This window comes from Georgenia yuyongxinii (assembly GCF_006352065.1).
Taxonomy (GTDB): domain Bacteria; phylum Actinomycetota; class Actinomycetes; order Actinomycetales; family Actinomycetaceae; genus Georgenia; species Georgenia yuyongxinii.
The window spans coordinates 1325463-1350834 of sequence record NZ_CP040915.1; the positions used below are offsets into that span (position 1 = coordinate 1325463).

Annotated in this window: 27 protein-coding genes; 24 read left to right on the forward strand and 3 right to left on the reverse strand. The window is 73.2% G+C overall.

The genetic code is table 11. From position 1 onward, the window contains the following. Positions 1-17 precede the first annotated feature (17 nt). The 3 genes from FE374_RS06040 to FE374_RS06050 all read left to right on the forward strand — a co-directional run bounded on the left by FE374_RS06040 (position 18) and on the right by FE374_RS06050 (position 4980). Positions 18-1823, forward strand: coding sequence for a [protein-PII] uridylyltransferase family protein (locus tag FE374_RS06040; protein ID WP_139927687.1), 1806 nt, complete (start codon positions 18-20; stop codon positions 1821-1823). Between the two features lie 42 nt (positions 1824-1865). Continuing rightward, complete coding sequence (gene ffh / locus FE374_RS06045; protein ID WP_139927688.1) at positions 1866-3416, forward strand: signal recognition particle protein; 1551 nt, start codon at positions 1866-1868, stop codon at positions 3414-3416. 469 nt (positions 3417-3885) lie between these two features. Next, entirely contained in the window at positions 3886-4980 is a 1095-nt protein-coding gene (locus FE374_RS06050) for an amidohydrolase family protein (protein ID WP_139927689.1), read from the forward strand. A 6-nt stretch (positions 4981-4986) separates the two neighbouring features. Here FE374_RS06050 and FE374_RS06055 read toward each other — a convergent pair whose 3' ends face one another. Further along, positions 4987-5667 (reverse strand): GOLPH3/VPS74 family protein, encoded by a 681-nt coding sequence (locus tag FE374_RS06055; protein WP_139927690.1) that lies wholly within the window; start codon positions 5665-5667, stop codon positions 4987-4989. 165 nt (positions 5668-5832) lie between these two features. Between FE374_RS06055 and FE374_RS06060 the strand changes: the two genes are divergently transcribed. The 13 genes from FE374_RS06060 to FE374_RS06120 all read left to right on the forward strand — a co-directional run bounded on the left by FE374_RS06060 (position 5833) and on the right by FE374_RS06120 (position 15785). After that, positions 5833-6204 carry a GntR family transcriptional regulator gene (locus FE374_RS06060; protein WP_139927691.1) on the forward strand — a complete coding sequence of 124 codons (372 nt, stop codon included), beginning with the start codon at positions 5833-5835 and terminating at the stop codon, positions 6202-6204. Then, positions 6201-7103: an ATP-binding cassette domain-containing protein gene (locus FE374_RS06065; RefSeq protein ID WP_139927692.1), complete on the forward strand. Its 903-nt coding sequence runs from the start codon at positions 6201-6203 to the stop codon at positions 7101-7103. Before FE374_RS06060 ends, FE374_RS06065 begins: the two co-directional genes overlap by 4 nt. Next, positions 7100-7837 (forward strand): hypothetical protein, encoded by a 738-nt coding sequence (locus FE374_RS06070; RefSeq protein ID WP_139927693.1) that lies wholly within the window; start codon positions 7100-7102, stop codon positions 7835-7837. Before FE374_RS06065 ends, FE374_RS06070 begins: the two co-directional genes overlap by 4 nt. Position 7838: 1 nt before the next feature. Continuing rightward, on the forward strand, positions 7839-8945 hold the full coding sequence (locus FE374_RS06075; protein WP_230978479.1) for an ABC transporter ATP-binding protein: 1107 nt from the start codon (positions 7839-7841) through the stop codon (positions 8943-8945). A gap of 3 nt (positions 8946-8948) precedes the next feature. Next, complete coding sequence (locus FE374_RS06080; RefSeq protein ID WP_139927694.1) at positions 8949-9566, forward strand: ABC transporter permease; 618 nt, start codon at positions 8949-8951, stop codon at positions 9564-9566. 220 nt (positions 9567-9786) lie between these two features. Beyond that, complete coding sequence (rpsP, locus tag FE374_RS06085) at positions 9787-10251, forward strand: 30S ribosomal protein S16 (RefSeq protein WP_139927695.1); 465 nt, start codon at positions 9787-9789, stop codon at positions 10249-10251. A gap of 5 nt (positions 10252-10256) precedes the next feature. After that, the gene (locus FE374_RS06090) at positions 10257-10496 is read left to right on the forward strand and encodes an RNA-binding protein (RefSeq protein WP_098482761.1); all 240 of its coding nucleotides are present in this window, start codon (positions 10257-10259) and stop codon (positions 10494-10496) included. A gap of 176 nt (positions 10497-10672) precedes the next feature. After that, on the forward strand, positions 10673-11296 hold the full coding sequence (rimM, locus tag FE374_RS06095; RefSeq protein ID WP_139927696.1) for a ribosome maturation factor RimM: 624 nt from the start codon (positions 10673-10675) through the stop codon (positions 11294-11296). Position 11297: 1 nt separating this feature from the next. Continuing rightward, positions 11298-12779 (forward strand): tRNA (guanosine(37)-N1)-methyltransferase TrmD, encoded by a 1482-nt coding sequence (gene trmD, locus FE374_RS20385; protein ID WP_139927697.1) that lies wholly within the window; start codon positions 11298-11300, stop codon positions 12777-12779. 178 nt (positions 12780-12957) lie between these two features. Beyond that, positions 12958-13314 (forward strand): 50S ribosomal protein L19, encoded by a 357-nt coding sequence (rplS, locus tag FE374_RS06105; protein ID WP_139927698.1) that lies wholly within the window; start codon positions 12958-12960, stop codon positions 13312-13314. Between the two features lie 136 nt (positions 13315-13450). Continuing rightward, the gene (gene lepB, locus FE374_RS06110; protein WP_230978480.1) at positions 13451-14416 is read left to right on the forward strand and encodes a signal peptidase I; all 966 of its coding nucleotides are present in this window, start codon (positions 13451-13453) and stop codon (positions 14414-14416) included. Further along, positions 14413-15486: a ribonuclease HII gene (locus tag FE374_RS20180; RefSeq protein ID WP_139927699.1), complete on the forward strand. Its 1074-nt coding sequence runs from the start codon at positions 14413-14415 to the stop codon at positions 15484-15486. The genes lepB and FE374_RS20180 overlap by 4 nt, the downstream gene beginning before the upstream one ends. After that, complete coding sequence (locus FE374_RS06120) at positions 15483-15785, forward strand: DUF2469 domain-containing protein (protein WP_139927700.1); 303 nt, start codon at positions 15483-15485, stop codon at positions 15783-15785. The genes FE374_RS20180 and FE374_RS06120 overlap by 4 nt, the downstream gene beginning before the upstream one ends. Positions 15786-15810: 25 nt before the next feature. On the opposite strand, the gene FE374_RS06125 is transcribed toward FE374_RS06120, so the two are convergent. After that, positions 15811-16368, reverse strand: a complete 558-nt coding sequence (locus FE374_RS06125; protein ID WP_139927701.1) for a dihydrofolate reductase family protein — start codon at positions 16366-16368, stop codon at positions 15811-15813. Between the two features lie 186 nt (positions 16369-16554). On the opposite strand from FE374_RS06125, the gene FE374_RS06130 reads away from it, so the two are divergent. The 4 genes from FE374_RS06130 to FE374_RS06145 are packed head-to-tail and all read left to right on the forward strand — an operon-like array spanning position 16555 to position 20680. After that, the gene (locus FE374_RS06130; RefSeq protein WP_139927702.1) at positions 16555-16917 is read left to right on the forward strand and encodes a YraN family protein; all 363 of its coding nucleotides are present in this window, start codon (positions 16555-16557) and stop codon (positions 16915-16917) included. Next, on the forward strand, positions 16918-18468 hold the full coding sequence (locus FE374_RS06135; protein WP_139927703.1) for a YifB family Mg chelatase-like AAA ATPase: 1551 nt from the start codon (positions 16918-16920) through the stop codon (positions 18466-18468). Further along, complete coding sequence (gene dprA, locus FE374_RS06140; RefSeq protein WP_230978481.1) at positions 18461-19681, forward strand: DNA-processing protein DprA; 1221 nt, start codon at positions 18461-18463, stop codon at positions 19679-19681. The genes FE374_RS06135 and dprA overlap by 8 nt, the downstream gene beginning before the upstream one ends. Before the next feature lie 57 nt (positions 19682-19738). After that, on the forward strand, positions 19739-20680 hold the full coding sequence (locus FE374_RS06145; protein ID WP_139927705.1) for a tyrosine recombinase XerC: 942 nt from the start codon (positions 19739-19741) through the stop codon (positions 20678-20680). A 7-nt stretch (positions 20681-20687) separates the two neighbouring features. Here the strand turns inward: FE374_RS06145 and FE374_RS06150 are convergent, their stop codons facing one another. Beyond that, the gene (locus FE374_RS06150) at positions 20688-21482 is read right to left on the reverse strand and encodes a M23 family metallopeptidase (RefSeq protein ID WP_230978482.1); all 795 of its coding nucleotides are present in this window, start codon (positions 21480-21482) and stop codon (positions 20688-20690) included. A 516-nt stretch (positions 21483-21998) separates the two neighbouring features. Here FE374_RS06150 and rpsB point away from each other — a divergent pair. The 4 genes from rpsB to frr all read left to right on the forward strand — a co-directional run bounded on the left by rpsB (position 21999) and on the right by frr (position 25372). Further along, positions 21999-22994 carry a 30S ribosomal protein S2 gene (gene rpsB, locus FE374_RS06155; protein ID WP_139927706.1) on the forward strand — a complete coding sequence of 332 codons (996 nt, stop codon included), beginning with the start codon at positions 21999-22001 and terminating at the stop codon, positions 22992-22994. Positions 22995-23024: 30 nt separating this feature from the next. Beyond that, complete coding sequence (tsf, locus tag FE374_RS06160) at positions 23025-23864, forward strand: translation elongation factor Ts (RefSeq protein ID WP_139927707.1); 840 nt, start codon at positions 23025-23027, stop codon at positions 23862-23864. A 198-nt stretch (positions 23865-24062) separates the two neighbouring features. Then, positions 24063-24818 carry a UMP kinase gene (gene pyrH, locus FE374_RS06165; protein ID WP_139927708.1) on the forward strand — a complete coding sequence of 252 codons (756 nt, stop codon included), beginning with the start codon at positions 24063-24065 and terminating at the stop codon, positions 24816-24818. Next, on the forward strand, positions 24815-25372 hold the full coding sequence (gene frr / locus FE374_RS06170; protein WP_139927709.1) for a ribosome recycling factor: 558 nt from the start codon (positions 24815-24817) through the stop codon (positions 25370-25372). Before pyrH ends, frr begins: the two co-directional genes overlap by 4 nt.

Genomic DNA, 25372 nt, shown 5'->3' on the forward strand with positions numbered 1-25372 from the left:
GTCCGCAGGAGCACGGCATGACGGGCCTGGCGCCGCCCCCCACGGTGGGGGAGCTGCGTCAGGCTCGTCTGGCCGTCCCGGGGCCGGACGGGCGTGAGCCGGGTGCCGGGGCCCGCTACCGCCGTCGGCTCGCCGACCTCACCGACGCCGCGCTGGCCGGCCTGTGGGCCGACGCCGCCCGCCGCAACGGGCTGGACCTCTCCCACGGCGCCGCCCTGACCGCCGTCGGCAGCCTCGGACGCCGCGACGGCGGCCCGCTCTCCGACCTCGACCTGCTGCTCGTTCACGACGGCCACACCCTCGGTCGGGCCGACGTCGCCGCGCTCGCGGACGCGCTGTGGTACCCGCTCTGGGATGCCCACCTCGACCTCGACCACGCCGTGCGCAGCCTGGCGGAGTGCCGGTCCGTGGCCTCCCGGGACGTGCCGGCCGCGGTCGGGCTGCTGGACGTGCGCGCGGTCGCGGGCGACGCCGCGCTCGCCGAGGCCGCGTCGGCCGCCGTGCTGGCCGACTGGCGCCGCGCCGCCCGCCGGCGCCTGCCCGAGCTCCTGGACTCGGTGACCGAGCGGGCCGAGAGGGCCGGGGAGCTGGCCTACCTGATCGAGCCCGACCTCAAGGAGGCGCGCGGGGGCCTGCGCGACGCCGTCGTCGTCCATGCGCTCGCTGTGTCATGGCTGACCGACCGGCCGCACGGCGAGTTCGACACCGCCTGGGCCCACCTGCTCGACGTGCGCGACGCCCTCTCCCTCGTGACGGGGCGCCGCGCCGCCCGCCTCCTCCTGCCCGAGCAGGACGACGTCGCCCACCGGCTCGGCCTCGGCCACCCCGGCGCCACGGCCGCCGCGGTGGTCTCCGACGCGGCGGACGACCTGCTCGCCTCCCTTGCGCAGGCCGCCCGGGTGGTCTCCGCAGCCCTGGACGCCACCGTGCGCCGCGCCCGGCGCGCCACGCGGCCGTCGCGGTTCGTCCGCCCGCTGGTGGCCGGTGGGCGGGCACTGCCGCCGCGGCTGCCCTCGTTGGGCGAGGGCCTGGCCGAGCACGACGGCGAGCTCGTCCTGGCGGGCGACGCGGACCCGGTGACGGACCCACTGCTGGCGCTGCGGGCCGCTGCTACCGCGGCCCGCACCGGGCTGCCGCTCTCCCCGGTCACCCTGGACAGCCTCGCGGCCACCGCCCCGGTGCCCGAGCCGTGGCCGGCCGAGGCCCGGGCGCTGCTGCTCGACCTGCTCGCCCGGGGGGAGGCGCAGGTGCCGGTGTGGGAGGCGCTCGACCTGGCCGGCGTGGTCACCCGCTGGTTCCCCGAGTGGGCGGCCGTGCGCAACCGGCCCCAGCGCAACGCGCTGCACCGGCACACCGTGGACCGGCACCTGGTGCAGACGGCGGCCCTGGTCCCCGCGACGGCGCCGCCAGCGGGGGGCACGGCCCGGGACGGGGATTCCCGCGAGGACCTCCTGCTCCTCGCCGCCTTCTTCCACGACATCGGCAAGGTGCCCGGCGGGCACGACCACAGCGCCACCGGCGCACGACTGGCCGGCCCGCTGCTGGACCGGCTCGGTCTGGCGCGCGGGGACCGCAACCTCGTGGTCCTGCTCGTGCGCGAGCACCTGCTGCTGCCGGCCGTGGCCACCACGCGGGACATCGCCGACCCGCAGGTGCTGCGGGAGGTGGCCACCGCCGTCGGCTCCCGCGAGGCGCTGGGCCTGCTGCGCCGTCTGACGGAGGCGGACGCCCGCGCGGCCGGTCCGCAGGCATGGACGGCGTGGCGGGCGAGCCTCGTGGACACCCTGACCGCTCGGGTCGCGGCGCTGCTGGCATTACCCTGATCCTCAGTCCCTGCACCTGAACAGCTGAGCTGAGGTACCGCCTTGTTCGCCAACCTGTCCGACCGGCTCACCGCCTCCTTCAAGCAGCTTCGCGGCAAGGGGCGGCTATCCGAGGCCGACATCGACGCGACGGTCGCGGAGATCCGCCGCGCCCTGCTCGACGCCGACGTTGCGCTGCCCGTCGTGCGCACCTTTGCCGCCAACGTGCGCGAGCGGGCCAAGTCCGCCGAGGTGTCCCAGGCGCTGCGCCCGGCGCAGCAGGTCATCAAGATCGTCAACGCCGAGCTCGTCGAGATTCTCGGCGGCGAGGCGCGCGACCTGCGCTTCGCCAAGCACCCGCCGACGGTAATCATGCTCGCCGGTCTGCAGGGTGCCGGTAAGACCACCCTGGCGGCCAAGCTCGGCCGGTGGCTGCGCGAGCAGGGCCACACCCCGCTGCTGGTCGCCTCCGACCTCCAGCGCCCCAACGCCGTCACCCAGCTGCAGGTGGTCGGTGAGCAGGCCGGCGTGCCGGTGTGGGCGCCCGAGCCGGGTAACGGCGTGGGCGACCCGGTCGCCGTCGCCCGTTCCGGCGTCCAGCACGCCCGGGACAAGCAGTACTCCGTGGTGATCGTCGACACTGCCGGCCGTCTCGGCGTGGACGCCGACATGATGCAGCAGGCCGCCGACATCCGCGACGCCACGTCGCCGGACGAGATCCTCTTCGTCCTGGACGCCATGATCGGTCAGGACGCGGTCACCACGGCCAACGCCTTCGCCGAGGGCGTGGGCTTCACCGGTGTCGTCCTGACCAAGCTCGACGGCGACGCCCGCGGTGGCGCGGCGCTGTCCGTGCGCGGGGTGACCGGCAAGCCGGTGATGTTCGCGTCCACCGGCGAGAAGCTCACCGACTTCGAGCGCTTCCACGCCGACCGGATGGCCTCGCGCATCCTGGACATGGGCGACATCCTCACGCTCATCGAGCAGGCCGAGAAGGCCTTCGACGCCGAAGAGGCCGAGGAGATGGCCGCGAAGCTCGCCGGCGACGGCGACTTCACCCTCCAGGACTTCCTCGGCCAGCTCAACCAGCTCAAGAAGATGGGCTCGATGAAGAAGATGCTCGGCATGCTGCCGGGCATGGGCCAGATGCGCGAGCAGCTGGAGAACTTCGACGAGCGCGAGGTCGACCGCGTCGAGGCGATCGTGCACTCGATGACCCCGGCCGAGCGCACCAACCCCAAGATCCTCAACGGCTCCCGGCGCCAGCGCATCGCCAAGGGCTCGGGGACCACGGTCGCCGAGATCAACTCGCTCGTCGAGCGCTTCGACCAGGCCAAGACGATGATGCGGCAGATGGCCCGCGGCGGCGGCAAGGGCATGCCGGGCATGGGCATGATGCCGGGCGGCGGGAAGAAGGCCAAGGGCCGCATGCAGGCCCCGCCCAAGAAGGGCAAGAAGGGCAAGAGCGGCAACCCCGCCAAGCGTGCGCTGCAGGAGCAGCAGTCCGCGAACCGCACCGCGCAGGAGCCGGCCGGCTCGGCGTTCGGTCTCGGCCAGCCGCAGGCGAAGCAGGAGATGCCGGACCTCGAGGAGCTCCAGAAGTACCTCCGCTGACCCGCCGCCGCTCCCCCCAACCCACCCCTCCCCGTGAGATGTCAACTTCTCCGCGAGATGTCATCCCAACGGGCGATGGTCATCCCAACCGGCGCCGGCCTGACGCGAGGAGCCTGATGTTTGCCTCCAGGCCCGAGCTGCTTGCCACGTCCACCCGAGCCCGACGAGCGGCGGACCGGTACCTGGAGGAGCGTGCCGGTCCGGCCCAGGACCGCGCCGACGGGGCTCGCCGACCGGCGGTCTCAGGCGAAGCCGTCGGGGATACCCGGCGCCGACCCGGCCCGCGCGTGGGCTCTGCAGCTCGCCGCGCGTGGCGGGTGAGCCGGGACGGCGGCCGAGCGGCACCGAACCTGCCCGGCCTGGATCCCGCCGCGCCTCGGCGGTTACGACATCTCGCGGAGGAGTTGACATGTCGCGGAGGAGTTGACATCTCGCGGGGGTGACGGGCCGGCGTGAGAACGTAGGCCCCATGACGGACGTGCTGCACCTGACCGGGACGGTCGTCGTCGACGACGCCACCGAGCTGATCGACGCCTGGGTGGTCGACGGCCGCCTCACCCTCACCGCGCCCGCCGGCGCCGACAACGCCCGCACCCTCACCGGTTGGGTGCTCCCGGGCCTGGTCGACGTCCACTGCCACGTCGGCCTCGGCCCGCACGGCGAGGTGGACCACGAGGAGGCGCTCGTCCAGGCGAAGGCCGACCGCGACGCCGGCACCCTCCTGATCCGCGATGCCGGCTCACCCATGGACAACCGGTGGGTCCAGGAGCGCGACGATCTGCCCCGGCTCATCCGCGCCGGCCACCACCTCGCCCGCCCCAAGCGCTACCTGCGCCACTACGGCCTCGAGCTCGACGACGTCGCCGACCTGCCGGAGGCGGTGGCGGAGCAGGCCCGCTTCGGGGACGGCTGGGTGAAGATCGTGGCCGACTGGATCGACCGCTCCGAGGGCGCCGACTCCGACCTCCGGCCCCTGTGGCCGGCCGACGTCCTGACGGACGCCATCGCCGCCGCGCACGAGAACGGCGCCCGGGTCACCGCGCACACCTTTTCCCGCGAGGCCATAGACCCGCTGCTCGACGCCGGTGTCGACGGCATCGAGCACGGCACCGGGATGGACGCCGACCAGATCGCCGAGGTGGCCCGCCGCGGCATCCCCGTCACCCCCACGCTGCTCCAGGTGGGACATTTCGGCACCTTCGCCGAGCAGGCGGGGGAGCGGTACCCCCTCTTCGGCGAGCGCATGCGGCACATGCACACGCGGCGCTACGAGCAGGTCCTCGCCTTCCACGACGCCGGGGTGGCGCTGCTGATGGGTTCTGACGCGGGCGGGACCATCGCGCATGGTTCGCTGCCCGGCGAGCTCAACGAGGTGGTGCGCGCCGGTGTCCCGACCCGCGACGTCGTCGCCGCGGCGAGCTGGCGGGCCCGGCGGATCCTCGGCGTGCCGGGCATCGAGGAAGGGGCGAGCGCCGACGTCGTCGTCTACGACGCCGACCCCCGGACGGACGTGACCGTCACTGCGCGGCCCACCGCCGTCGTCCTGCGTGGACAGCTGGTCTGAGAAGGCTCAGCTCGAGCCCGCGGTGGCCACGGTCGTGGCCGTGATGGCCGCCATCGTCGCGGCGTTGACTGCCTCCACCGCCTTGCGCACCGCCGTCCCGGCGAACTCGCCCTCGGCGATCTCCTTGGCGCGGCGGCGCAGCTGACGGCGGTCGGACCCGGGTCCGCCGACAAGCTTCGGGACCTGGTCGACGGCGTGCAACAGCGAGATCAGTGCGCCCTCCCGGGGCGCCGGCGTGCGCCCGAGGACCAGCACGTCGTGCAGTGCGCGGCGCAGCGACTCCTCGTGCGCGGAGTCGGCCGCCGGCCACGAGCGGGTGGGGAAGATGCCGAGCACTCGCCCTTCTTCGGCCCGCAGGATGCCGCGGCCGACCAGGCGGTCGAGCAGCGTCGCGCGCAGGCCCCTGCCGAGCCCGCCGAGCACGTCCTGCGGCCTGCCCGGCCGGCGCGCGGCGAGGTGGCCGAGCGACTGGTCCAGCACCGGGTCACCGGTCGGTGTCGCGTCGCGGACCACGAGCCGCCCGGCCCGCACTTCCTCGCCCGGCCCGCTCACGTCCACCCGGCCCTCGGTCGCCAGCTCCAGGACGACGGCGCCCGCGAGTGCCAGGGAGAGCTTGGTGCCGTCGGTGGTCGCCTTGCCGGTGTGGTCGTCGGTCAGCAGGAGCAGCAGGTCCTCGGCGAGCAGCATGACGCCACGCTACCCAGGATGCCGCCGGCCCCGGCCCCGATCGCATGGGGTGGCCCGTGGGGCCCGGCCCCGATCGCACCAGAGCCGTGGCGAATGACCTTGCCTCCAACGGAGGTTATATGGTTCATTAGTCGAGTAATGAACCGCAGGACCAGGAGGGGCAGCATGTTCGAGGGACGAGAGCCCATCTACGTGCAGATCGCCCAACGGATCCGTGCCGAGATCCTGGCCGGAACGCTCCCCGAGGAGGGGCAGGTCATGTCCACCACCCAGTACGCCACGACCTTTCGCATCAACCCGGCCACGGCGGCCAAGGCGTTCGCCGAGCTGGTCAACGAGGGCCTGCTCTACAAGCGACGCGGCGTGGGCATGTTCGTCGCCACCGGCGCCCGTGAGCGCCTGCTGGGCCAGCACCGCCACACGTACTTCACCGACGTGCTCGACCCGGCGCTCGCCCAGGCCGACCTGCTCGGCATCGGCGTCGAGGAGCTGATCGAGCACATCACCCGCAACCACCCGAGGGGGACCGCGCGATGAGCGCACCACTGCACACCCGTACGGCCGGGTTCGACGTCGCCGTCCGCGACCTGACCGTGCGCTACGGCCGTACCACCGCGCTCGAGGGCGTCACCTTCGATCTGTCCGCCGGCGGCATCTACGGCCTGCTGGGCCGCAACGGCTCGGGCAAGACCACGCTGCTGTCCGTGCTCGCCGCCATGCGGCGGGGCGCGTCGGGCCTGGTGCGCGTGGACGGGGAGGAGCCCTTCGAGAACGCCCGCGTCATGGGCGGCACCGCCATCGTCCGCGAGGGCGGCGACGTGCTGACCACCGAAAAGGTGGCCGCCAACCTCACGTTCGTCGCCGGCATGCGCCCGGGGTTCGACACCGCCTGGGCCGAGGAGCTCCTCGACGCCTTCGCCCTCGACCGCCGCAAGACCGCGGACAGCCTCTCCCGCGGGCAGCGCTCCGCGCTCGGCGCGGTCATCGGGCTGGCCACGCGGGCGCCGCTGACCATCTTCGACGAGGTCTACCTGGGCATGGACGCACCATCGCGGCAGCGCTTCTACGACGAGCTCCTCGCCGACGTGATCGCCCACCCGCGCACGGTGATCCTCTCCAGCCACCTCATTGGGGAGATCGAGCATCTCCTCGAGCGCGTCGTGATCCTCGACGCCGGCCGTGTGCTCCTGTGCGAGGGGACCGACGCCCTGCGCGCCAAGGGACTGACCATCACCGGCCCCGCCGCACGGGTGGACGCCGTCGTGGCGGGCCTGCAGGTGGTGGGCTCACGCGACCTGGGCCACACACGACAGGTCACCGTCTTCGACGACCTCGACGACGGCACGCTCGCCCGGGCCACCGAGGCCGGCCTCGAGCTCGGCGGCGTCCCGCTGCAGGACCTGTTCATCCACCTGACCGCGAAGGAGTCCCGATGACCGCGCCCACTACCACCTCGCCGGCCCGCGCGCCCTGGCTGCGTGCCGCTCGCTGGTTGCTGCGCGCGCAGGTGACCATCGTCGCGTGGCTGTGGATCACCATGGCCGTGGTCGGCGCGGTCGTCATCACCCTCCTCAACCGCTTCGCCGCGGTCGAGCTCTCGATCTTCCAGTTCAGCCGTCACGGCGCCCTGTGGACCGGTTTCGCGCTGGCCATCATCCTCGTCACGGGCACCCTGGCCGTCCACGTGGCCAACGGACTGACCCGCCGGGCCTTCTTCCGGGCCACCGTCGCCATGGCCGTCGTCGTTGGTGTCGCGTACGCCGTCCTCGCCGCGGTCGGGCTCCAGATCGAAGGGGCCGTGTACCAGGCGAACGGCTGGAGCCACAGCGCGGGTCTCGACGACGGCAGCTTCGATCCGGGTGCCGGGTTCGTGACGACATTTCCCGCGCTCGCCCTGTCCTTCGTGGCTGGTCAGCTCAGCGGGCTGCTGGTGGGGATGGGGTACTACCGGCTGGGCGGCTGGTGGGGCACCCTCGCCCTGCCGCTGACCCTGGCGCCCATCTACCTCGTCGGCTCCCGCAGCCTCGACACCGGCCAGTTCCTGCTGCTCGGGCCGCTGAACCTGTCGGCCCTGGTGACGGCCGTCGTCTCTGTGTCGGTCCTGGCGCTCGCCGCCCTCGCGTACTACCTGCTCGTCCGTGACGTGCCGATCCGAAAGGTGAGCTCCTGACATGGTCCCCGTCGTGGAGGTTCGCAACCTGCGCAAGTCCTACGGCCATGTCGCCGTCGCCGATGTCTCCTTCGCCGTCGAGCGCGGTGAGATCTTCGGGATCCTCGGCCCCAACGGGGCGGGCAAGTCCACGACCGTCGAGATGCTCGCCGGGCTCCGGCAGGCCGACGGCGGCACCGCCGTCGTCCTCGGCGTGGACACCCAGCGCGACCCCGCCGCGGTGCGTCCCCACCTCGGTGTACAGCTCCAGGAGTCCGAGCTGCCCGCGCGCATGACCGTGGGGGAGGCGATGGCGCTCTACGCCTCCTTCTACCCCGACCCCGCGGACGTCGACGAGCTGCTCGCCCTGCTCGGGCTCGCCGAACAACGGCGCACCGCGGCCGGGGACCTCTCCGGCGGGCAGCGGCAGCGCCTGTCGATCGCCCTGGCGCTGGTGGGCAACCCTCAGGTGGCCATCCTCGACGAGCTGACCACCGGGCTCGACCCGCAGGCCCGCCGGGAGACGTGGGCTCTCATCGAGCAGGTCCGCGACGTCGGCGTCACCATCGTCCTCGTCACCCACTTCATGGACGAGGCCGAGCGGCTGTGCGACCGCCTCGTCATCATCGATGCCGGCCGCGTGGTCGCCGCCGGGACTCCCGCGGACCTCATCGCTGCCGGGGAGGACCGCCGCACCTTCCGCATGCGGCTGCCCGCCGGTGCCGACCCGGCGCTGGCCACCGGTCTGGAAGAGCTCGCCGAGGTCGACGCCGTCGTCCCGGCCCACGGCGGCCTCGAGGTCACCGGTGGACGGCGGGTGCTGCCCGCCGTCGTCCTCGCCCTCGCTGAGCGGGACGTCGTGTCGGACGAGATCCGCACCATCTCCCGCTCCCTCGAGGACGTCTTCGCGGACGTCACGGGGCCCGTCCCGCCGAAGGGAGCGCATCATGACCGTGCTCAGCCCCGTCTCGACCCGGCGCCGCGGCGGCGCGTCCGCCCGGGCCTGGCGCACCCTCACGCGCACCGAGGGCCGCCTCTTCCTACGCGACCGCGGCTCGGTGTTCTTCGCCCTCGTCTTCCCGACCGTGCTGATGGTCGGGGTCGGCTTCGCCATCCCCGGCATGCGTGACGTATGACCGGCGTCCCCGAGGCGTGGGGCGGGCTGCGTCCCGTCGACGTGTACGTCCCGGTGGCACTCGCGGCGGCCATCGCCAGCCCCGCGCTGACGACCCTGCCCGTGGCGCTGGCGACGTACCGCCAGCAGGGTGTCTTCCGGCGGCTGTCGACCACGCCCATGCGTCCGCAGGCCGTCCTCACCGCGCACGTGGTCATCAACGTCGCGGCCCTGGCGCTGGCGGCGGTGCTGGCGCTCGCGGTCGCGGGGATGGTGTTCGCCACGCCCGGCCCCGGCCAGGTGGCGACGGCCGTGCTGGCGTTCGGGCTCGGCGCGGCCGCCATGTTCGGCGTCGGCCTGCTGGTCGCGGCGCGGGCGCGCAAGGGTGCCACGGCCGCCTCGATGGGCATGCTGCTGTACTTCCCGATGCTGTTCCTGGCGGGTATGTGGACACCCGGGCCGGCCATGCCCGCCGCCGTCGCCGCCGTGGCCGCCTGGACACCGCTCGGGGCGGCCACCCAGGCCCTGACCGCCGCCTGGTTCACCGACTCCTTCCCCGCGCTGCAGCTGATCGTGCTGGCGGGGTGGGTGGTGGTGCTCTACCCGCTGGCGGCCCGGCTGTTCCGCTGGTCGTGAGCGGGGGAGCGGGTGTGGCGCAGACGTGGCGGACGGCACGCTCACGCCCGGCTCGCCCGGGTTTCGGCGAGGCCCACGGATCTGGCAGAATGACCCGCTGTACTCGGCCCGGCCGGCCCCTCTCACCGACCGACGCCGTGTCCTGCGACCAACCGAGACGCCGAAACCCACCGGGGTCCCGCGCGGTCCAACCCTTTACGAAACCAGGAGCGACCACCTAGTGGCAGTCAAGATCCGTCTCAAGCGCATGGGCAAGATCCGCGCGCCGTACTACCGCGTCGTCGTCATGGACTCGCGCAAGAAGCGCGACGGCCGTGCGATCGAGGAGATCGGCAAGTACCACCCGACCGAGGAGCCTTCGCTCATCGACATCGACTCCGAGCGCGCGCAGTACTGGCTCTCGGTGGGTGCACAGCCCTCCGAGCAGGTTGCCGTGCTGCTCAAGGTCACCGGCGACTGGCAGAAGTTCAAGGGCCTGCCGGGTGCCGAGGGCACGCTGCGCACCAAGGAGACCTCCACCGAGGTCCTCGCCGAGGCGAAGGCCGCTGCGGTGAAGGCCGCCGAGGACGAGGCCGAGAAGCGCAAGGCGCGCGCCGCCGAGGCCAAGGCGTCCGCCGAGGCCGAGGCCCCGCAGGCCGAGGCCGCGGAGTCGGCCGACGCCGAGGCCCCCGCCGAGGAAGCCTGATCTCAGTGCTGGCTGACGCTCTCGAGCACCTCGTGCGCGGCATCGTCGACCACCCGGACGACGTGCGTGTCTCCAGCCGCTCCCTGCGCCGCGGGGAGCTGCTCGAGGTCCGCGTGCATCCCGAGGACCTCGGCCGGGTCATCGGGCGCTCGGGTCGCACCGCGCGCGCCCTGCGCACCGTCATCGGGGCGCTGTCCACCTCCGGCCCGGTCCGGGTCGACGTGGTGGACACCGACCGGCGCTGAGCCCAGCACCACCCGCAGACCCGGTCCGCACCCGCGGGCCGGGTCTGCGTGCACCCGGGCCCGGGCACACGGGTCCACCTCACCCCGGCCCGCATGTGCGGGTCCACCCCACCTGGCCCCACGTGCGGGTCCACCACCGCCCCGGCAACGGGGCCACGACAACCCAAGGAGCCGGCGTGCTGCTGACCGTCGCCATCATCGGAGGGCCCCACGGGCTCAAGGGGGAGGTCCGCCTCGACCTGCGTACCGACGATCCCCAGCGGCGCCTGGCCGAGGGCAGCGTCCTGGAGACCGAGCCCGCCGACGCCGGACCGCTCACCGTGGTACGGGCGCGGCGGTCGGCTGAGGCGACCTACGTGATCTTCGACGAGGCCCGCGACCGCACCGCCGCGGAGTCGCTGCGCGGGGTACGCCTCGTCGTCGAGAGCGATGAGGACGAGGACGACGACGACGAGGGCTGGTACCCGCACCAGCTCGTGGGCCTGCGTGCGGTGCACGTCGACGGCCGTGAGCTGGGCACCGTCGCCGACCTCGAGCACCTGCCCGCCCAGGACGTCCTCGTCATCACCGAGCCCGACGGCGCCGAGGCGCGCGTGCCGTTCGTCGCCGAGCTCGTCCCGGCGGTGGACCCCGACGCCGGCACGGTCACCCTCGACCCGCCCCGCGGGCTCTTCGCTGCCGACCCGGCCGACGAGGACGAGCCGGTCGCGGACGACGCCGGCGAGGACGAGCCGGTCGCGGACGCCGCCGAGGACGAGCCGGTCGCGGACGACGCCGAGGACGCCGGCGGCCGGCCCTGAGATGCGCATCGACGTCCTGACGATCTTCCCCGCCTATCTCGACGCACTCGACCTCTCACTCGTGGGCAAGGCACGCCGGGACGGTCTGCTGGACCTGCGCGTCCACGACCTGCGGGCCTGGACGACCGACCGCCACCGCACCGTCGACGACACACCCTTCGGCGGCGGCGCCGGCATGGTCATGCGGCCAGACATCTGGGGCAAGGCGCTCGACGACGTCCTCGCCACCGGAAGCGTGCCTGCTCCTGCCACCGAGACTCCCGCCGTCGGACTCGACCACCCCGCCCCGGCCGCCGCCGTCACGCTCACCCCCGCCCCTCGTCAGGTGCTGCTCGTGCCCACCCCGTCGGGCGAGCGGTTTACCCAGGCCATGGCGGAGGACCTCGCCCGCGCCGACCAGCTCGTCCTCGCCTGCGGCCGCTACGAGGGCATCGACGCGCGCGTCGCCGAGCACTATGGCGCGTCCTCCTCCGTCGAGGTGCGCGAGGTCTCGCTCGGCGACTACGTGCTCAACGGCGGAGAGGTGGCCGCACTCGTCATCGTCGAGGCCGTCGCCCGTCTCCTGCCCGGTGTCCTCGGCAACCCGGACTCGCTCGTGGAGGAGTCCCACGGTGCGGCCGGCCTGCTCGAGTACCCGGTCTACACGAAGCCACCGGTCTGGGCCGGGCTCGAGGTCCCGGAGGTCCTGACCTCCGGACACCACGGAAAGGTCGCGCGCTGGCGGCGCGACCAGGCCCTGGTCGGGACCGCGCGGCGGCGCCCCGACATGGTGGCCGCCCTCGACCCCCACCAGCTCGACCGCGCCGACCGGGTCGTGCTCGCCGGTCAGGGCTGGTTCGTCCCTGCCGGGGGCCGCCCCGCCCGGGTGACGGTGCGCCACGGGCGCGCCGAGGACGCCGCGGCGCTCGCCGAGCTCGCAGCGTTCACCTTCCCGCTGGCCTGCCCGCCCCACATGGCGGTCCAGGACATCCAGGCCTTCATCAGCGAACACCTCACGTCCGCGCACTTCGACGCGTACCTCGCCGACGCCGCCCGCTACCAGGTGCTGACGGCGGAGTCCGCCGACGGCGTGCTGGTCGGGTACACGCTCACGGTCCTCCCGCTCAGCGCCGACGAGCCGCCGTACGCGGACGACGTGGCCGCGCTCGTGACGGCACGGCCCGCCGCCGAGCTCAGCAAGGTCTACGTCCTGCCCGACTACCAGGGCTCCGGCGTCGCCGGGGTGCTCTTGGAGGCCACCGCCGCGGACCTGGCCGTTCGGGTGGTCGACGGGGTGGCGCCCGCGGCGTTGTGGCTGGGCACGAACAAGGCGAACCGCCGGGCGCAGCGTAGCTACCAGCGGGCCGGGTTCACCGTGGTCGGCACCCGCCGCTTCCGGGTGGGGGACAGCCTCGAGGAGGACCTCGTCATGGTGCGCGACCTGCGCGCCGGCGAGGCGGCGGAGGTGGGGGAGACCACAGGGCCGACGTCCGGCACGCGTTAGGCACGCCGTCGGCGGTGTGGCAGACTAGGACGGCCGCGCGCCGCGGCATCCTGCCCGTCCGACCTGCCTCAGGGGGTCTCCAGGGCTCGCGAGCGCCGAGCACCCACGACCGAACGCGGCGGCATCGAGCCGCCCTGACAGCGCGCGTGACCTGTGGCACGAGCGGGAAGAGATCATCATGCAGACTCTGGACATCGTCGACGTCGCCTCGCTGCGCGACGACATCCCCGCCTTCCGTGCGGGCGACACCGTCAAGGTCAACGTCAAGGTCGTCGAGGGCAACCGCTCCCGCATCCAGGTCTTCCAGGGCATCGTGATCGCCCGCTCCGGCTCCGGCGTCCGCGAGACCTTCAAGGTCCGCAAGGTCAGCTTCGGCGTGGGCGTCGAGCGCACGTTCCCCGTGCACTCCCCGTCGATCGACTCCGTCGAGGTCCTGACCCGCGGTGACGTGCGCCGCGCGAAGCTGTACTTCCTGCGCGAGCTGCGCGGCAAGAAGGCCAAGATCAAGGAGAAGCGCGACACCGTCGCCCGCTGATCGACCTGCGCCTCCACCGTCTGCCCGGCACACTCAGGTGTGCCGGGCAGCGGTGCCTGACGGCGCGGTTAAGGTCGTGCTTGGCCCGTACACGATGCTGGCCCGAGCCGGTATCGACGAACGAGGGAGACGAGGCGTGACCACCCACAGCGCCGGGACGCCCGACCCCGCCACGCCGCTCCCGGCGCACCGGCGGCGCCTTCGTGGCGACGCCGCCAGCACGGCCAACGCCACGCCCGAGGAGATCCTCCCGGCCACCCCGGAGACCCCCACGGCGCACGAGGACCCGCTCCCGCCGAGCTTCCCGCCGTCCGACGGCGTCCGTGCCATGCCCCCGCGGCCGGAGGTCGCCGGCGGTGCCGCGCCGACGGTGCGGGGTGCCGCCACGAAGGGGCACGGCGCGGCCCCGCACTCCAAGGTCACGAAGCCGGTCAAGGGCGGCTGGCTGCGCGAGAGCGTCACCGTGATGGTGTGCGCGCTCGTGCTCTCCATCCTCATCAAGACGTTCCTGGCCCAGGCGTTCTACATCCCCTCGGGCTCCATGGAGAACACCCTCGCCGTGGGTGACCGGGTGATGGTCAACAAGCTCGCGCCGGGCCCCTTCGACCTCGACCGCGGCGACATCGTCGTGTTCGTCGACCCCGGCGGCTGGCTCGGTGACCTGCCGCCGGACGCGCGCCCCGAGTGGCAGCAGACCATGACCGAGGTCCTCACGTTCGTGGGTCTGCTCCCGCAGGACGCCGGGCACCACCTGATCAAGCGGCTCATCGGCCTGCCGGGCGACACCGTCGCGTGCTGCAACGACGCCGGTCAGCTCACCGTCAACGGCCAGGCGATCGAGGAGCCGTACCTCAAGCCCGGCACCGACCCCAGCGACGTGGAGTTTAAGACGACGGTCGACCCGGACAAGATCTGGGTGATGGGGGACAACCGGTCGAACTCCGAAGACTCCCGCGCCCACATGGGGCAGCCCGGCGGGGGGATGGTGCCGATCAAGAACGTCGTCGGGCGGGCCTTCGTGGTCCTGTGGCCGGCCGAGCGCATCAAGATCCTCAACAACCCCGAAACGACCTTCGCCAACGTGCCGGAGCCCGCTCTATGACGAGCCCAGCACGAATCCGCACGACGGGGGAGGGCACCGCGACCGCCCGCACGACGGCGGAGCGCACCGCGACCGCCCGCAAGACCACCGCAAGGGGCCGGACCCGGCCCTCGCGGAGCCTCGAGAACTCGCTGCTGGGCGGGCTCGGCCCCGGCGCGCTGGTGGCCGGGATGGACGAGGTGGGGCGCGGTGCGCTGGCCGGGCCCGTCACGGTGGGCGTCGCCGTCGTCACGGAGCAGACCTCCCGCCGGATGCCGCCCGGGCTGGCCGACTCCAAGCTCCTCACGCCCCAGGCGCGCCAGGATCTCGTCTCGCCCGTACGTGGCTGGTGCACCGGCTGGGCCGTCGGGCACGCCAGCCCGGACGAGATCGACGAGCTCGGCATCATCGCGGCCCTGCGCCTGGCCGGGCGACGCGCGCTCGCCGACCTCGCCGCCGCCGGGCTGTCGCCGGGCGTGATCATTCTCGACGGCGTCCACGACTGGCTGAGCGAGCCGGCCCAAGGTGAGCTGTTTGCGCCGGAGCCGCCGCCGGTGCACATCCCCGGCACGGACCTCGAGCCGGTGGTCCCGCCGGTGCGCACGCAGGTGAAGGCCGACATGACCAGCGCCGTGGTCGCGGCCGCAAGCGTGCTGGCGAAGGTCGAGCGCGACGCGATCATGGTCAAGCTGGACCCGGAGCACCCCGAGTACGGCTGGGCCGCCAACAAGGGGTACAGCTCCGCAGAGCACATCGCCGCCCTGCGCGAGCACGGCGCCTGCGCGCTGCACCGCCGTTCGTGGCACCTGCCGGGCATCGGCGACGACGTCGGCACCGGCGACGACGCGGACGTCGAGGTGACGGTGCACGCCTCGGGCGAGGTCGGCTTCGGGTCCGCGGAGGCGGGGCTCGACCCTGACGGCGGTGGGGTGGGTTCGGACGACCATGACCCCCGCACACAGGACGCGGCCGACCTGTTCGGCGCGTACGACCACGACCCGTACGCCGGGTCTGTCGAGGAGGTCGTCACAGCTCTCGAGCCGGCCGGCGTGGTCGGCCGTCCCCGCGGGCAGGGGATGATGGTCCCGTGAGCGCAGAGGACCTGGAGAACTACGAGACCGAGCTCGAGCTGGACCTGTATCGCGAGTATCGCGACGTCGTGGGCCTGTTCTCGTACGTCGTCGAGACCGAACGGCGGTTCTACCTCGCCAACAACGTCGACGTGCAGGTGCGCTCGACGGGTGGAGAGGTCTTCTTCGAGCTCACCCTCTCCGACGCCTGGGTCTGGGACGTCTACCGCTCGGCCCGGTTCGTGAAGTCGGTGCGGGTCGTGACGTTCAAGGACGTCAACATCGAGGAGCTCGCGAAGCGCGAGCTCGAGCTGCCGTAGCGACGTCGTTCCCGCGGAGGCCGGCTCAAGCGTCTGGGCGGTAGGTCAGCAGCACGTTGCCGTTGCCCAACTGACGCACGTCCGAGCGGCGAAGGCCCACGGGGTCCGCTGCGCCGGCGAAGACCGATCGGCCCGCGCCGAGCACGACCGGGTTGACAACGACGCGCAGCTCGTCGACCACACCGGTGGGGAGCAAGGTGCCGACGAGTGTGGAGCTGCCGAAGATGGCGATGTCCTTGCCGGGCAGGCGCTTGACTGCCGCGAGATGCCCCGCGACGTCGTCGGCCACGAAGGTCGTCGGCCCCCAGGGGTGGGCGGAGAGAGTGCGGGAGGCGACGATCTTGGGTAGGTCGTTCATGAAGCCGACGACCACGGGGTCCTCCCGGGAGGCCTCCTCGGTGGGCCAGTAGCTGGCCATCATCTCGAAGGTGCGGCGGCCCATGACGATCGTGTCGATGGCGTCCGCCTGTCCCCGGGAGTACCGCTCGAGCTCGTCGTCGGTGCGGAACCACTCGAGCCCGCCGTCTGGGTCGGCGTAGTAACCATCGAGACTCGTGAGCAGAAAGGCGTAGATCCGGCGCATCGTCGTGCTCCCCTCAACGACGAGCACGCTACCCCCGCGGCCCCGCGGCCCCGTGCGACTGCGGACCCTCACGGCGCACCTGCTCGCCGCCTTTCTCGGGTTGAGCTGTCCCGCCGTCCACAGGACCGATCCCGTGTCGTGCGACGGCTGCACCGTTCCGGCCACCCTGAGGGTGGAGGTGGTGCCATGCGAGCCAAGGACGCCGTCGGGGCCTACGGGGAGCGGGTCGCGGCGCGGAAGCTGCGCGAGGTGGGCCTGGAGCTGCTCGACCGCAACTGGCGCTGCCAGCTGGGCGAGATCGACCTGGTCGCCCTGGACCGGAGCACCGACGAGGTCGTGTTCGTCGAGGTCAAGACCCGGCGGGGCAGCGCTTTCGGGCACCCCGCCGAGGCCGTCGACCGGCTGAAGCTCGCGCGCCTGCGTCGGTTGGCCGGGCGCTGGCTCAGCGAGCACGAGGTTCGCGCGGGCGGGATGCGGATGGATGTGGTCGCCGTGCGTCCCCAGCCGAGCGGGCCCGCTCAGGTCGAGCATCTCGTGGGGGTGGGCTGAGTGCGGCTCGGCCGGACCTGGACGGTCGCGCTGGTGGGCCTGACCGGGCACCTGGTGGAGGTCGAGGCGCACCGCAGCCCGGGGCTGCCCGCGTTCACCGTCGTCGGGCTGCCGGACGCGTCTGTCAACGAGGCCCGCGAGCGGGTCCGGTCCGCGGTGACGGCCTCCGGGCTGGCGTGGCAGTCGGCGCGGCGCACCGTCAACCTCTCACCCGCCTCCCTGCCCAAGTCCGGCGCGGGGCTCGACCTCGCCCTCGCCGTTGCCGTGCTGGTCGCGGACGACCTGCCCGCCGCCGACGTCGCGGCGCGCACGGTGCACCTCGGCGAGCTCGCGCTCGACGGGCGGGTCCGGCCGGTGCGGGGCGTGCTGCCCGCGGTCGCGGCAGCGGTGGCGGCCGGTCGCAGCGACGTGGTGGTGCCTGCCGCGAACGCCACCGAGGCCGCGCTCGTGCCCGGCGCGCGCGTGCGGGGCGTGCTCCATCTCGCCGAGGTGGTCCGCCTGTACGGCGGCGTCGCGCACGTGCCCGACGTCGCCGCGATGACGACGACCCGGCCGGGCTCACCGGCCACCCCCCGCCCCGAGACGGGGGAGGACCTCGGCGAGGTGGTCGGCCAGGACGAGGCACGCTTCGCCGTCGAGGTCGCGGCGGCGGGCGGGCACCACCTGCTGCTCATGGGGGCGCCCGGCTCGGGAAAGACGATGCTCGCCGCCCGCATGCCCGGGCTGCTGCCCGACCTCGACGACGAGGACGCCGTCGAGGTGACGGCGGTCCACTCCGTCGCGGGAACGTTCGACCCCGTCGGCGGGCTGCTGCGCCGGCCCCCGTTCGAGGACCCGCACCACACCGCCACCCCTGCGGCAGTCATCGGCGGCGGCTCGGGCCTGCCGCGCCCCGGGGCGGCGAGCCGGGCGCACCGCGGGGTGCTGTTCCTCGACGAGGCGCCCGAGTTCTCTCCGCGGGTGCTCCAGACGCTGCGACAGCCCCTCGAGCACGGCGAGCTTGTGCTGCACCGGGCCGCGGGCACGGCCCGGTACCCCGCACGGTTCCAGCTCGTCCTTGCCGCCAACCCATGCCCGTGCGGGATGGCGGTGGGCAAGGGACTGCGGTGCACGTGCACGGCGGTCGAGCGGCGCCGTTACCTCGGGCGGCTGAGCGGGCCGCTCCTGGACCGGATCGACATGCAGGTCGACGTCGAACCGGTCACCCGCGCGATGCTCGCCCTGGCCGCCGCACCCGAGACCACGCAGGTGGTTGGCGGCAGGGTCGCGGCCGCCCGTGCCCGCCAGTCCACGCGGCTCGCCGGGACGCCTTGGCGCACGAACGGTGAGGTCCCCGGGGCCTGGCTGCGCGGCGCGGACAGCCACCTGCCCGACGGCGTGCGCCGCACCCTTGAGCGTGCCCTGGACCGTGGCTCGCTGAGCATGCGTGGCGTGGACCGTGTGCTGCGCGTGGCGTGGACGCTCGCCGACCTCGAGGGGCGGACCCGGCCGAGCGAGGCGGATGTCGGCACCGCGATCGGCCTGCGCACCCGAGGTGGTACCGGTGCGTGACCTGCCGTTCGACATCGACGACCCCCGGCTCGCCGCGGCCGCGTGGAGCCGGTTGCTCGAGCCCGGCGACAAGGTGACCGCCGCGCTCGTCTCCCGGCTCGGCGCCGTGGAGGCGCTCCAGTGGCTGGTGAGCGTCGGCCGTCGCGGGGTCGACGCCGAGGCCGGGCCGTCGGCTCAGGCGGCCGCGCGGCTGGTGCCACGCCTGGAGCATCTGGACATTCGTCTTGAGCTCGACGTGCTCGCCGGGCTGGGCGGTCATCTGGTGCTCCCCGGCGACCAGGGGTGGCCCGCCCAGCTCGACGACCTGGGCGAGGAGCGCCCCTTCGCGCTGTGGGTGCGCGGGCGGCTGCCTGGCGAGGTACCGATGGCGCAGCCGGGATCGGCCCGCGCCGACACGCCCGCCGTCGCCGTCGTCGGGGCCCGGGCCGCCACGGCATACGGGCAACGGGTGGCCGCCGAGCTGGCGGTGGGCCTCACGGAGGCCGGGGTCGCCGTGGTCTCCGGCGGTGCCTACGGCATCGACGCCGCGGCGCACCGCGGCACGCTGACCTCGGGCGGGTACACCGTGGCGATCCTTGCCGGCGGTGTTGACCGCCTCTACCCCGCGGGCAACGCCGCCCTGCTGGAGGCGATCGCGGCCGACGGCGCCCTGCTCGCCGAGGTACCGCCGGGTTGCGCTCCCAGCCGCTCGCGGTTCCTCGCCCGCAACCGGCTCATCGCGGCCCTGGCCGGCGCCACCGTGGTGGTCGAGGCCGCATGGCGCTCGGGGGCGCTGAACACCGCGTCGCACGCCGCCGGCCTGTCCCGCCCGGTCGGCGCGGTCCCCGGACCGGTGACCTCCATGGCCTCGGCCGGTTGCCACCGGCTGATGCGTGAGCAGGGCGCCGTCTGCGTCACGGACGCCGGCGAGGTGCTCGAGCTCGTCATGCCGCTCGGAGCGGTGGCACCGCAGTCGCCACCGGTCCAGCCCAGCCTGCTCGACGATCTTGACCCCGGCGCCGCCCGGGTGCTCGACGCGCTGCCGGCACGTGGCTCGGCCGTCGTGCCGAGCATCGCGCGGGCCGCGGGCCTGTCCCCGGCGGAGGTCCGCTCGGCCCTCGGGCACCTCGAGCTCGGCGGACAGGTGGAGCGCGACGGCGGCGCGTGGCGGCGTGCCCGCGTTGAGCGTGGTGAGCGCGGACGCGACCGCGGTACCAGGCGTGGTTCACCGTGATCGGTCACGCCCGCGCCGTTACGCGCCCTTCATCCGCACCGGCCGTAACGTGGGGGTATGGGTCTGACGGACGCCGGCGAGCGGGAAGCCGCCCGGGAGGAGCTTGTCGAGGCCTTCGCCCGGTTCCTTGCCCTGCAACGCGGTCACAGCCCGCACACGGTGCGCGCCTATCTCACCGACGTCGGTCAGCTGCTCGACCACCTCGCGCAGGGCGCGCCTGCTGGCGACGGCCCGTTGGCCGGACTGGACCTGGCTACCTTGCGCGCGTGGCTGGCCGAGCAGCGTGGGCGCGGCATGTCGCGGGCCACCCTGGCGCGCCGCACCGCCGCGGTGCGCACCTTCTGCGGATGGGCGTTCCGCGCCGGCCATCTCGAGCAGGACGTCGGCGCCCGGCTGCGCAGCCCGCGCCCCGACCGGCACCTGCCCACCGTGCTCGCCGTCGACGACACCGCGCACCTCCTGACGGCCGCGGAGGAGCGCGCCGCGGACGACGACCCCGTGCACCTGCGCGACTGGGCAGCCCTGGAGATGCTCTATGCCACCGGGGTACGCATCAGTGAGCTCGTGGGCATCGACGTGCCCGACGTCGACGCCCGCGAGCGGACCGTGCGCGTCATCGGCAAGGGCGACAAGCAGCGCGTCGTGCCCTTCGGTGTACCCGCCCTGCGGGCACTCACCGCGTGGCTTGACCGGGGCCGTCCGGCCCTCGCCGGGCCGACGTCGGCGCAGGCGTTGTTCCTCGGCGCGCGCGGGGGCCGGGTGGACCCGCGCACGCTGCGCGGTGCCCTCCACCGGCTGACCGCGGCAGCGGGCGTGCGGGACCTGGCCCCGCACGGCCTGCGCCATACCGCTGCCACGCACCTGCTCGCCGGTGGATCGGACCTGCGCACCGTCCAGGAGGTCCTCGGCCACACCTCCCTCGCCACCACGCAGCGTTACACGCACATCACCCCCGAACGGCTCCTCGCCGCGTACAGTCAGGCCCACCCGCGGGCCTGAACGTTGGTCATGGCAGTCCCACGTCGTCCGGTAGCAGGCGGACCACGACCTGGGCGCCGACCAGCCGAAGGGGATCGACGTAGACGTCCCGGCCGCGCCGTGCACCCCAGTGCAGGCAGCCGGGCTGCCACATGAAGCAGTGCCCGGCAGCCAGGTGCCCCAGCACGTCCCCGGCCTGTACCCGTTGTCCCGCCGCCACCACGGGTGTCACCGGCTCGTACGTGGTGCGGATCCCGTCGGCGTGGTCGACCGACACCACCGGCCGGTCCACCACCGTGCCCGCGAACACCACCACACCGTCCGCCGCGGCCAGCACGGGCGCCCCGGTGCCATGGGCGAGGTCGACGCCGCGGTGCCCGGCGTCCCAGGGCCGGTCCGGCGGGTCGAAGGCGCGGACCACCTCGGCCGGATCACCGGTGGGCCACTGGTAGATCACCTCCGCGACCGTGGCCCCGTTCCGCGCGACGGACGGCGTCGCCCCGGCCGAGGCGTCAGCACCACCGCCGGTGATACCGGTGACGGCGCCGCCCACCATGCCTACGTCGGTGAACCTCACCGTCCGGAGTGGCACGGCCGGCCACGCCGGAGCCCGTTGGGGCACGGCGGGCACCGCCACGGTCCGTTCTGGCAGTGCCGACGAGGCCACGACGAGTGACACGCTGGCGTCCGAAAGCATGCCCGGCGGCGACGTGGGCAAGGCGGCCGTCCCGGCGACGGTCGGGAGGGTGCCCACGGCCGCCAAGGACAGCGCCGCAGCCAGTCCGGCGAGCAGGGCGAGACGGGCGAGCGGAATCTGTGCCATGCCCACACGGTGACCCTTGAAGGGACGGCGGCGAGCCAGCGGATTGCCGACCTGTGGAAACCGAGGCACGACGGCTACGGCTGGGCGCCACGCCTGCGCCTGGGCCTGGGCACCACGGCTGTGGCGGTACCTCCACAGGCATGGTCCCGGCTCGGCGCACGGCTGCGCTCGCGACGGCACCGGCGGCCGCGACGTGACCCTCCTCCCACCTGCCGATCTCTGGGCGAGCGAGCCGATCCGCTAGCATGTGTGACGCAACCGGCCTCGGCCGGCTGACATCGCGTGCCCGCACACCGTCGGGTCGCCGGGCCTGCTGGTCCGGCACAAGTCGGCGGGACGCCCGAAGCAGCGGTCCCGTGACTCGTCACGGGTGCTTCGCGTCGCGGGCACCAGGGTCCCGGGCCAACCGGCCACGGGACGGACAACCGGAACACGGGTCACGTAGTGCGCCGACCGAACCTCGGCGCCTCGGGCCCCTCAGTGTGCGGGGCAACCCGCACCGGGAAAGGACGTGCCATGGCCGTCGTCACCATGCGCCAGCTCCTCGAGAGCGGCGTGCACTTCGGGCACCAGACCCGCCGTTGGAACCCGAAGATGAAGCGGTTCATCTTCACCGAGCGCAACGGCATCTACATCATCGACCTGCAGAAGTCCCTCACGGACATCGACCGGGCCTACGAGTTCGTCAAGGAGACCGTCGCCCACGGCGGCAACATCCTCTTCGTCGGCACCAAGAAGCAGGCACAGGAGTCCATCGCCGAGCAGGCGCAGCGCGTGGGCATGCCCTACGTGAACGAGCGCTGGCTGGGTGGCATGCTCACCAACTTCGGCACCGTGCACAAGCGCCTGCAGCGCCTCAAGGAGCTCGAGCAGGTCGACTTCGACGACGTCGCCGGCAGCGCCTTCACCAAGAAGGAGCTCCTCATGCAGCGCCGCGAGCGGGACAAGCTCGCGCGCACCCTCGGCGGTATCCGCGACATGGCGAAGGTCCCCTCCGCCGTGTGGATCGTCGACACCAAGAAGGAGCACCTCGCCGTCGCCGAGGCCCGCAAGCTCAACATCCCCGTCGTCGCCATCCTCGACACCAACTGCGACCCCGACGAGGTCGACTACCCGATCCCGGGCAACGACGACGCCATCCGCGCCGTCTCCCTGCTGACCCGCGTGATCGCCGACGGTGCGGCTGAGGGCCTCGTCGCCCGCCACGGTGGCGGCGCCGGTGCGACCCCGGCCGAGGAGCCCCTGGCCGAGTGGGAGCGCGAGCTCCTCGAGGCGCACGAGGCCGACCAGCCCACCAAGACCGGCCCAGTTGCCGGCGAGGCCCCGGCCGAGGACGTCGCCGCCGCGCAGCAGACCGCCGGTGCCACGCACGACGCCGAGCAGGTGGCCGACGCGGCCGAGTCCACCGAGGAGGCCCCCGGCGTCGACGTCGCGGCCCCCGAGGTCACTCAGGTGGCCGACAGCTCGGTCGCCGCGGAGGACGCCAAGTCCGCCGAGTCCGAGCAGGCCTGAGAACCCCCGAAAGTCTGGAGAGAAGCATCCATGGCGAACTACACCGCCGCTGACATCAAGGCCCTGCGCGAGAAGACCGGCGCGGGCATGCTCGACGTGAAGAAGGCCCTGGACGAGGCCGACGGTGACCAGGCCAAGGCGCTGGAGATCATCCGCGTCAAGGGTCTGAAGGGCGTGGCCAAGCGTGAGGGCCGCACCGTCGCCGAGGGCTTGGTCGCCGCACAGGTGACCGCTGACGGCACCGGCGAGACCGGTGTGATGGTCGAGGTCAACTGCGAGACGGACTTCGTCGCGAAGAACCAGACCTTCATCGACTTCGCGAACAGCGTCCTCGCCGCCGCCGTGGCGTCCGAGGCCGCCGACGTCGACTCGCTCCTCGCCGCCCAGCTGGACGGCGAGACGGTCCAGGCCAAGGTCGAGGGCATCGCCGCGACGATCGGTGAGAAGATCGCCGTCCGTCGTGTCGCCCGCGTGACCGCCGACAAGGTCGCCCTGTACCTGCACCGCACGGCCAAGGACCTGCCGCCGTCGGTGGGTGTGCTCGTGGCCACCGACGCCGCCGGTGGCGAGGTCGCGCACGACCTGGCCATGCACATCGCCGCGTTCTCCCCGCAGTTCCTCACCCGTGAGGACGTCCCGGCCGACGTCGTCGAGAGCGAGCGCCGGATCGCCGAGGAGACCTCGCGCAACGAGGGCAAGCCGGAAGCCGCGCTGCCCAAGATCGTCGAGGGCCGCATGAACGGCTTCTTCAAGGAGAACGTCCTGCTCGACCAGGCGTTCGCCAAGGACAACAAGAAGTCCGTCGGCAAGATCGTGGAGGAGGCCGGCGGCAACGTCCAGGGCTTCGTCCGCTTCCGCGTCGGCAACTGACGTATCCGCTCTGACCGGTGGCCCCGGCCCTCCTCGGGCCGGGGCCACCGGCGCACCCAGGGGCCACCGGCGCACCCAGGGGCCACCGGCGCACCCAGGGGCCACCGGCGCACCCAGGGCACGGGCGCACCAGCTCCCACCTCGCACCGTCGCCACGCCGGCACGCCCTGTCATACCGTCGCTCGCAGGAGGTCCACCATGTCCCAGCCCACTGACGGCGCGCAGCCGCGCCGCGTCCTGCTGAAGCTCTCCGGCGAGGTCTTCGGCGGCGGCCAGGTCGGGCTCGACCCCGACGTCGTCTCCGACGCCGCCCGGCAGATCGCCGCGGCGGTGGCCGACGGCGTCCAGGTCGCCATCGTGGTCGGCGGCGGCAACTTCTTCCGGGGCGCCGAGCTGTCCCAGCGGGGCATCGACCGCTCCCGGGCGGACTACATGGGCATGCTCGGCACCGTCATGAACGCCCTGGCCCTACAGGACTTCCTGGAGCAGGCTGGCGTTCGCACCCGGGTGCAGACGGCGATCGCCATGGGGCAGGTGGCCGAGCCGTACATCCCGCTGCGTGCCATCCGCCACCTGGAGAAGGGCCGCGTGGTTATCTTCGGGGCCGGCGCGGGCCTGCCGTTCTTCTCCACCGACACCGTCTCCGCCCAGCGTGCGCTCGAGACCCACTGTGCCGAGGTGCTCGTCGGCAAGAACGGTGTCGACGGCGTCTACACCGCCGACCCCCGGCTGGACCCGACCGCCGTCAAGCTCGACCACATCACCTATGCCGAAGCCATCCAGCAGGGCCTGCGGGTGGTGGACGCAGCCGCGCTGAGCCTCTGCATGGACAACGGCCTGACCATGCGGGTATTCGGCATGGGCGAGCCCGGCAACGTCACCCGCGCCCTCCGGGGTGAGAAGATCGGAACGCTCGTGACCGCTACCCCACTGAACGAAGGAGTGACGCCGTGATCGACGACGCCCTGCTCGAGGCCGAGGAGAAGATGGAGAAGGCGGTGGAGCGGGCCCGCGAGGACCTCAGCCACATCCGCACCGGGCGCGCGAACGCCGGCATGTTCAACCCCATCTCGGTGGACTACTACGGCGCGCCCACCCCCCTCCAGCAGCTCGGCTCGCTGACCATCCCCGAGGCTCGTACCGTGCTCATCTCCCCGTACGACCGGTCCGCGACGGCGGCGATCGTCAAGGCGCTGCGTGAGTCCGACCTGGGCGTCAACCCCACCGACGACGGCAACGTCATCCGCGTGGTGCTGCCCGCCCTGACCGAGGAGCGGCGCAAGGAGTACGTCAAGCTCGCCCGCACCAAGGGTGAGGACGCCCGCATCTCCATCCGCTCCATCCGCCGCAAGGCCAAGGAGGAGCTGGACCGCATCAAGAAGGACGGCGAGGCCGGCGAGGACGAGGTCGACCGGGCCGAGAAGGAGCTGGAGTCCTTGACCAAGAAGCACGTCGAGGTCGTGGACCACGTGCTCGAGGCCAAGGAGAAAGAGCTGCTCGAGGTCTGA